Genomic DNA, 7,140 nt, shown 5'->3' on the forward strand with positions numbered 1-7,140 from the left:
CCGCCGATGCGCAGCCGGCTGTCGAGCGCATGGTGCAGTTCGCGCGTGGCCTCGCGCAGCGGCTGCAGCGCGGCGGAGGCGGCCGGTCCGGGCGCCGCCATCAGCGCGCGCCCGGGGCCTCGGCCCCGAGTCCGGCGCAGAAGGAGAAGAAGTCGTCGAGCCCGGCCGACTTGTCGAACACCGCGTCGGCGCCGAGTTCGCGCGCCCAGCCCGCGATGTCGTCGGTGCCGTAGTTGGTCAGCACCACCACGCGCTGGCCGGCGCGGCGCTCGCGGTAGCGCTTGACGATCCCGAGGCCCGAGCCTTCCTCGAGGAACAGGTCGACCACCAGCAGTTCCCAGGGCGGATCGCAGGCGTCGAGCCGCTCGATGGCCTCGGCCTCGGTGGCGGCCGTGCCCACCAGCAGGATGTCGGCTTCGTCCTCCATGGCGGCGATGAGGTTGTGGCGGATGAGGGGGTTGTCTTCGACGAGAAAGGTGGAGATCGGCACGATGGGCGACAGCCTCGGTATTTTTTTTCGGATGCAGCGAGCCTACGCGATAGGGCTGAATATCCGGTGAGCGAGAACCTTCAGCCCAAGTAGGAATTTCGGCCGCCCGGGCGCGCCGGACGGCGGGCGACCGGCGGGCCCGGCGCCGCGCCCGTAAACTCCAGGGCCGCGCCGGCCGCTCGCGCGCCTCCCTCCGACGGACTGCCATGACCCAGATCTCCCCCGCCCTCGTCACCGCCTTCGCGCCCAGCGGCACGCTGCGCGCCTCGATCAACCTCGGCAACCCGATCCTCGCCAACAAGCACCCGGTGAGCTACCAGCCGGTCGGCGTGTCGATCGACCTGGCCCACGAGTTCGCGCGCCGCCTCGGCGTGGGCGTCGAGCTGGTGGTGTTCGACAAGGCCGCGGCCTCGGTCGACGCGGTCCGGGCCGAGCGCGCCGACATCGGCTTCTTCGCGATCGACCCGGCGCGCAGCGAGGGCCTGCGCTTCACCGCGCCCTATGTGCTGATCGAGGGCAGCTACCTGGTGCGCGACGGCTCCGAGCTGCAGGACAACGCCGAGGTCGACACGCCCGGCCACCGCATCGCGGTCGGCGCGGGCAGCGCCTACGACCTGTTCCTCACGCGCGAGATCCACCAGGCCGAGCTGGTGCGCGTGCAGGGCGCGCAGGCCGTGCTCTCGGCGCTGCGCGCGGGCCAGGTCGACGTGGCGGCCGGCATCCGCCAGTTGCTCGAGACCGAGGCGCAGCGCTCCTCGGGCGTGCGCCTGCTGCCGGGCCGCTTCATGGTGATCCAGCAGGCCATGGGCACGCCGGCCAGCCGCGGCGCCGAGGCCCAGGCGCTGCTCGCGGCCTTCGTCGAGGAGATGAAGGCCAGCGGCTTCGTGGCCGAGGCGCTGCAGCGCCACGGCATCGAAGGCGCGAGCGTCGCGCCCTGATCCCGGTCCGGGCTAGGACGCCCGGGACACGGCTTCGGCGCGGCCGGCCACTGCCGGCGCCCGGTCGCGCCGCCACAGCGCCAGCCCGCAGCCGAACACCACCACCTGGGTGCCAATCAGCAGCGCGAAGCCCGCGAAGAAACCCGCCGCCGATCCGCTGCCCGCGCCATGGCCCGCCGCGCCGGCCGACGAGAGCGCGCCGATCACCCCGCCCATCAGCACCGGCATGAAGCCGGCCACCAGGCTGCCCACGCCGTTGGTCACGCCGAAGGCGCTGGCCGTGTGCTCGGGCCGCGCGCAGTGCTGCACCGTGCTCGGGATCGCCGGGCTCTGCAGGCCCCAGAAGAAGTTCGCCGCCACCAGGCAGCAGGCCGCCACGTAGGGATCGTGCGCGCTGATCGCCAGCAGCACCGACAGCGCCACGCCCGCGCTGGCGCCCATGAAGATGAAGGGCACGCGCGCGCGGCCCAACCGGTCGACCAGCACGCCGCCCACGAACACCGCGAGCACGGTCGCGTACTGCGGCAGCGAGGCCAGCCAGCCCATCTCGCGCAGGGAGAAGCCGCGCGCCTCGCGCAGGTAGGTCGGCAGCCAGTTGCTGCTGCCCCAGAGGTAGGCCAGCGCGGCCGAGGTCAGCAGCGTGATCAGGAACAGGTGGCGCGTCTGCAGCGCGCCCTTCACGATGCCGCCCACGCGCGCCATCGCGTCGCCGAAGGACTTCGGAGCGATCGCATCGCCCTGCCCCGTCGGCATGCGCACGAAGGCCAGCACCAGCGGAATGCCCAGCACGATGTTGAGCACGCCCAGCACGTGGAACGAGGTGTCCCAGGCGTACTGCGCGAGCAGCCAGCCCACGAGCGGAAAGCCCAGCGCCAGCCCGAGCCCGGTGCCCATGTTGACGATGGCGTTGGGCTTGCCGTTCTCGTCGCCGCGGAAATGCGCCTTGATGTACGACGAGGCCAGCGAGAACAGCGGCCCTTCCGACACGCCCAGCAGCACGCGCGAGGCCAGCAGCAGCCCGTAGCTGTGGAACAGCGGCGAGGCCCAGGTCACCACGCCCCAGAGCACCAGTCCGAAGACCAGGCTGCGCCGCACGCCGAACAGCGCCGAGCAGAACGGCGTGAGCACGAAGGCCGAGATGCCGTAGCCCAGCATGAAGGCCGTCGCCAGGAAGCCCTGGCGCACCCGGTCGTCCGGCGCGATGCCCACGTGGCGCAGGAAGTCGGCGTCGGTGATCAGCACCGCGATGTTGATGCGGTCCACGTAGGAGATCGCGACGATCAGGAACAGCGTGATCACGCCGTACCAGCGGAGGTTCTTGCTCTGGCTTCGCATAGCACTTTCCGGGCGCGTTCGCCCTCTCAGAACATGTGGCGCATGCCGAACTCGGTGCCGCTCGAGGACCGGTTCGGCGCCGTGATCGCGCCCGTGAGGGCCGCGGCCGCGCCGTTGCTGTTGCTGATGCGCGCCACCGTGGCGTAGAGCGCGGTGCGCTTCGACAGGTTGTGCACGTAGCCCAGCGCGAGCTTCGACGAGGTGGGGTTGCGCAGCGCGCCGAAGGGCTCGAGCCGGTAGCGCGCATACGAGCCCTTGATCTCGCCGGGCCCGATCGGCAGGTGGAAGCCGATCAGCGCGCCCTTGGCATCGGTGCTGCCCTTCGATTCGCCGTAGAGCTCGCCCGTGAGCTTGAGGTTCATCAGCGACGGGCCGAAGGTGTAGGAGGCGCCGAGGTTGGTCACGCGCAGGTCGCCGCTCGCGTAGCGCGTCTTGCCGGTCGCCAGCGCGATGTTGAAGCCGCCGTCGGCATAGCCCACGCGCAGGCCGGCGTGGTTGCCGTCGCGCTTGTTCGACACCAGCGTGCCCGGCAGCACCGAGGTCGATTCGTTCTCGCCCATCGCGTACATCACCTGGCCATAGAAGCCGCCGAGGCCGCCCGGCAGCAGGTAGCCCACGCTGTTGGAGGCACGCGTGCCGGTCGGCGCCGTCAGGCCGCCCAGCCCCGAGAAGTAGAGCTGGTTGGCGCCGATGCCGCCGCCGGTGCCGAAGGGGTCGTAGATCGCGGTGTTCCAGAACGCCGGCACGTAGTCGCGGCCCAGGCGGATCTCGCCGAAGGGTCCGGCGAGGCTCACGGTGGCGCGGCGGTTGAAGCTCAGCACACCCGGCGTGCCGTTGCCGCTGGCCTGGTTGTTCGAGTTCGAGGGAAAGCCCAGCGCGCTGTCGTTCTGCAGCCCCATCTCGAGCCAGAAGCCCGCCGACAGCCCGCCGCCGAGGTCCTCGGTGCCGCGGAATCCGAGCCGGCTGAACATGTTGCCGCTGTTCGTGAGCTGCGTCTTGCTGCCCGCGCCGGGCCCGCTGCCGCGCGTGTAGGTGACGGCGGCGTCGACCACGCCGAAGATCGTGAGGGAGGATTGGGCCAGCGCTCCGCCAGCCGCGCTGATCGAAACCAGCGTGAGCAAGTACTTTTTCATGGAATGTCTCGGGTGGTTCTTCTTTCGGCCTGGGGCCTTCGGGGGATCAGATGTCCAGTACCAGGCGCGCGCCCTTGCAGCGCGACACGCAGATCATCATGGTCTTGTTGGCCGCGCGTTCGGCCTTGGTGAGGATGCCGTCGTGGTGGTCGATCTCGCCTTCGAGCACGGCCGTCTCGCAGGCACCGCAGACGCCTTCCTTGCAGCTGTGGTCGGGGTCGAGGCCGGCATCGATCAGGCTGTCGAGGATCGACTTGCCCGCGGGCACCTCGATCTCGCGCCCGCTCTTCGCGCAGGCCACCACGCAGCCCTGCGTCGCGGCCGGTGCCTCCACCTGCACGGCGGCGAAGCGCTCGATGTGCACGTTGGCACAGGCGAGCTGCTCGCAGCTGCGTTCGAAGGCATCGAGCATCGGCGTCGGCCCGCAGCAGTAGTAATGGCTGTAGTCGCCGCGCCCGGCCAGCAGCTTCGCGAGATCGGGCGGCGCGCCCTGCTCGTCGTCGAAGTGCCAACTGAGTTCGATCGCCTTCTCGCGCGCCAGCGCCTCGATGGCCTCGACGAAGGCGGCTTCCTTGCGGCTGCGCGCGCAATAGACCAGTTCGACCGGCCGCCCGAGCGACGCGAGCCGCTGCAGCATGCACCAGATCGGCGTGACGCCGATGCCGCCGGCCACCAGCACCGAGCGCCGAGCGTCCTCCTCGAGCGCGAAGTTGTTGCGCGGCGCCGAGATCGGCAGGGTCATGCCCACGCGCAATTGCTGGTGCACATAGCGCGAGCCGCCGCGGCTCTTGCGGTCGTTGAGCACGCCCACCACGTAGCGCTGGCGGTCGCTGGCCGGGTTGCACAGCGAGTAGCTGCGCACCAGGCCGTTGGGCAGGTGCAGGTCGATGTGTGAGCCGGCCTCGAAGGCGGGAAACTCCACCGCGGGCGTGGCCGGCCGGAACTCGACGCTCACGATGCCGTCGGCCTCGTAGCGCATCGTGTGCACGAGGGCGTTCAGCGTGGGAGAAGACATGGCGATGGCTTCCCCGCTCAGGCCGCGACCGCCGCGGCGGGCTCGGCCGCTTGCGCGAGCTGCGCCACCGCCAGGTTGCGCATGTGGCGGCGCAGCCGCACGATGCCCAGGTCGTGCTGGTAGAGGTTCTCGTGCTGGTTGGCGTCGGCCTCCATCTCCTCGAGCATCACGCGGTCCTGCTCGAGCACGTGCCAGTGGCGCGCCTCGAGCCGGTTGCGGTAGAGGAAGCGCCAGGTGTCGCGCTGCCAGCCCGGCGCCAGCTTGCGCACGCGCCAGAAGAAGGTGGCCGTCATGCCCTTCACGATCGGCGCGAAGGCACCGACGATGATGAAGTTGCCGCCCGGGCCGCCGGTCTTCGGGTACGGGATCTCCAGCCGCATCCAGTGGATGCCGGTGTCGGCCCACTCGGTCCAGTCGAAGTTGACGTTGCGCTGGCCTTCCTTCTCGAACACGAAGCCGATGTCGGTCGGCCGGATGCCGAACTTGGCGCTCGAGTCGCCCTCGGCCATCGAGTGCGACTGCTTGTGCAGGTAGGTGCCGTGCATCGGGTCCATCACGTTGTCGAGCACGTAACGGTAGTCGCCCTTCCACTCGGTGTAGCAGAGGAAGCTCGAATACTCGGCGTCGTCGGTCAGCTGCTCGGGCAGCACCAGCGGCGGCGGCGGCGTATCGACCGGCTCCTTCGAGTTGTAGAGGAACACGGCCCCCGCGCGCTCCTGCACGTGGAAGTGGCGCGTGGCCTTCGAGCCCTCGAGCTTGCAGCCCGGGCTGCCGGGCACGCGCGTGACCACGCCGTCGTGCCGCACTTCCACGCCGTGGTACGGGCAGGAGAGCCGGTCGCCGAGCACCACGCCCTGCGACAGCGGCGCGCCGCGGTGCGGGCAGCGATCCTCGAGCGCATGCAGCACGCCCTCACCGTCGCGCCACAGCGCGAGCTTGCGGCCCAGGCGGCGTAGCGAGACGGGGTTCTCCTTGATGAAGTGCGAGGGGCAGATCGGATACCAGAGGTCCTTGAGGCCGATCTCGAGCAGGTGGTCGACCGGGTCGGTGGGAACGGGTTGGATGGCGATGCTCATGGGTGTCTCCTCAGCCGGCCAGCGTGGCCATTTCCTTGCGGTACAGCGCCTCGGTCCAGGCCAGGCCGCCGGGCGTGGCCAGGCCGCTGTCGTTGAGCCGCTGCACCAGGCCCGGCAGGTCGTGGATGCCGTCGGCGAAGGCGCGCTCGATCACGTCGCCCAGCAGGTCTTCGTAGGTGGTGGCCGGGCGCTGGCGCGCCTGGTGCGGTTGCAGGTAGCGGTCTTGTGGCATGGGGTCCTCCGTGGGTGAGGTGGAATTCTTCAAACGGTCGCGGCAGTCGCGGCCATCGCGGGCGTGGCCAGCGGCGCGGTCCAGGCGTCGTAGCCATAGACCCAGTCGGCGTTGCCGCCCTCGCGCAGCCAGTTGTTGCCGCGCGAGCCGAGCTGCACCTGGCTCGCGCGCTCGATGCGGGCGGTCTCGAAGTCGGCCAGCGCGGCGGCGATGCCGTCCATCGCCACGCCCTCGAGATGGCGCGCGAGCACCACCGCATCCTCGATCGCCATGCCCGCGCCCTGCGCCATGAACGGCAGCATCGGGTGCGCGGCATCGCCGATCAGCGCCATGCGGCCGCGCGCCCAGGCGGGCATCGGGTCGCGTTCGTAGAGCGCGGTCTTGAGCACCGTGTCGCAGGCGTCGAGCAGCGCGCGCGCCTCGGGGTGGTAGGCCGTGTACTGCGCGCGCAGCTCGTCCACGTCGCCGGGCGCGGTCCAGGACTCGAGCTGCCAGCTGTCCTGCGGCGTGGTCGCGAAGATGAAGATGTCCTTGCCGCGGTTGAGCGGGAAGGTGACGATCTGGCTCTGCGGATTCGGCCCCCACCACTTGGTGAAGGCGCCGAGGTTCGGCAGGCCGGCCACGCGTTCGGCCGGCACCACGGCGCGATAGGCCACGATGCCGGTGAAGCGCGGGCTCTCGGCGCCGAACATCGCGTTGCGCACGCAGGAGTGGATGCCGTCGGCGCCGATCAGCGCGCCCACGCGGGCCTCGCTGCCGTCGGTGAAGGAGATCGTCACGCCGCCCTCGTCGGCCGCGATGCGCTCGGCGCGCCTGGCCAATGCCACGCGCTCGGCCGGGAACATCTGGGCCAGCGCGGCCAGCAGGTCGGCGCGGTGGATCGTGAGCTGCGGCGCGCCGTAGCGTGCCTCGGCCGATTCG

The 7,140-nt window shown here is 70.7% G+C and carries 8 protein-coding genes; 1 reads left to right on the forward strand and 7 read right to left on the reverse strand.

All coding sequences use genetic code 11. The features are described from left to right. Positions 1-100 precede the first annotated feature (100 nt). Positions 101-490, reverse strand: a complete 390-nt coding sequence (locus tag AC27VN_RS27830) for a response regulator (RefSeq protein ID WP_093344508.1) — start codon at positions 488-490, stop codon at positions 101-103. A 206-nt stretch (positions 491-696) separates the two neighbouring features. Here AC27VN_RS27830 and AC27VN_RS27835 point away from each other — a divergent pair, with 206 nt between their 5' ends. Further along, positions 697-1,428 (forward strand): ABC transporter substrate-binding protein, encoded by a 732-nt coding sequence (locus AC27VN_RS27835; RefSeq protein ID WP_093344510.1) that lies wholly within the window; start codon positions 697-699, stop codon positions 1,426-1,428. A 12-nt stretch (positions 1,429-1,440) separates the two neighbouring features. On the opposite strand, the gene AC27VN_RS27840 is transcribed toward AC27VN_RS27835, so the two are convergent. From AC27VN_RS27840 to AC27VN_RS27865, 6 genes are all read right to left on the reverse strand, one after another. Further along, positions 1,441-2,763, reverse strand: a complete 1,323-nt coding sequence (locus AC27VN_RS27840) for an MFS transporter (RefSeq protein WP_490878627.1) — start codon at positions 2,761-2,763, stop codon at positions 1,441-1,443. 26 nt (positions 2,764-2,789) lie between these two features. Then, positions 2,790-3,896 (reverse strand): porin, encoded by a 1,107-nt coding sequence (locus AC27VN_RS27845; RefSeq protein WP_490878628.1) that lies wholly within the window; start codon positions 3,894-3,896, stop codon positions 2,790-2,792. A gap of 46 nt (positions 3,897-3,942) precedes the next feature. Next, positions 3,943-4,911, reverse strand: coding sequence for a PDR/VanB family oxidoreductase (locus AC27VN_RS27850; protein WP_490878629.1), 969 nt, complete (start codon positions 4,909-4,911; stop codon positions 3,943-3,945). Positions 4,912-4,928: 17 nt separating this feature from the next. Further along, positions 4,929-5,987 (reverse strand): Rieske 2Fe-2S domain-containing protein, encoded by a 1,059-nt coding sequence (locus tag AC27VN_RS27855; protein WP_490878630.1) that lies wholly within the window; start codon positions 5,985-5,987, stop codon positions 4,929-4,931. 10 nt (positions 5,988-5,997) lie between these two features. Continuing rightward, positions 5,998-6,219 (reverse strand): recombinase-like helix-turn-helix domain-containing protein, encoded by a 222-nt coding sequence (locus tag AC27VN_RS27860; protein ID WP_057595700.1) that lies wholly within the window; start codon positions 6,217-6,219, stop codon positions 5,998-6,000. 29 nt (positions 6,220-6,248) lie between these two features. Beyond that, positions 6,249-7,140: FAD-dependent monooxygenase (locus AC27VN_RS27865; RefSeq protein WP_490878631.1), on the reverse strand; the 892-nt coding region annotated here is incomplete at its 5' end.

This window comes from Variovorax sp. 20P10.2.4, from assembly GCF_058244205.1.

Excerpts from the sequence above, each read along its gene's own strand:
- AC27VN_RS27835 (WP_093344510.1), top strand. The coding sequence starts at position 697 with ATGACCCAGATCTCCCCCGCCCTCGTCACCGCCTTCGCGCCCAGCGGC.
- AC27VN_RS27840 (WP_490878627.1), bottom strand. The coding sequence starts at position 2,763 with ATGCGAAGCCAGAGCAAGAACCTCCGCTGGTACGGCGTGATCACGCTG.
- AC27VN_RS27845 (WP_490878628.1), bottom strand. The coding sequence starts at position 3,896 with ATGAAAAAGTACTTGCTCACGCTGGTTTCGATCAGCGCGGCTGGCGGA.
- AC27VN_RS27850 (WP_490878629.1), bottom strand. The coding sequence starts at position 4,911 with ATGTCTTCTCCCACGCTGAACGCCCTCGTGCACACGATGCGCTACGAG.
- AC27VN_RS27855 (WP_490878630.1), bottom strand. The coding sequence starts at position 5,987 with ATGAGCATCGCCATCCAACCCGTTCCCACCGACCCGGTCGACCACCTG.
- AC27VN_RS27860 (WP_057595700.1), bottom strand. The coding sequence starts at position 6,219 with ATGCCACAAGACCGCTACCTGCAACCGCACCAGGCGCGCCAGCGCCCG.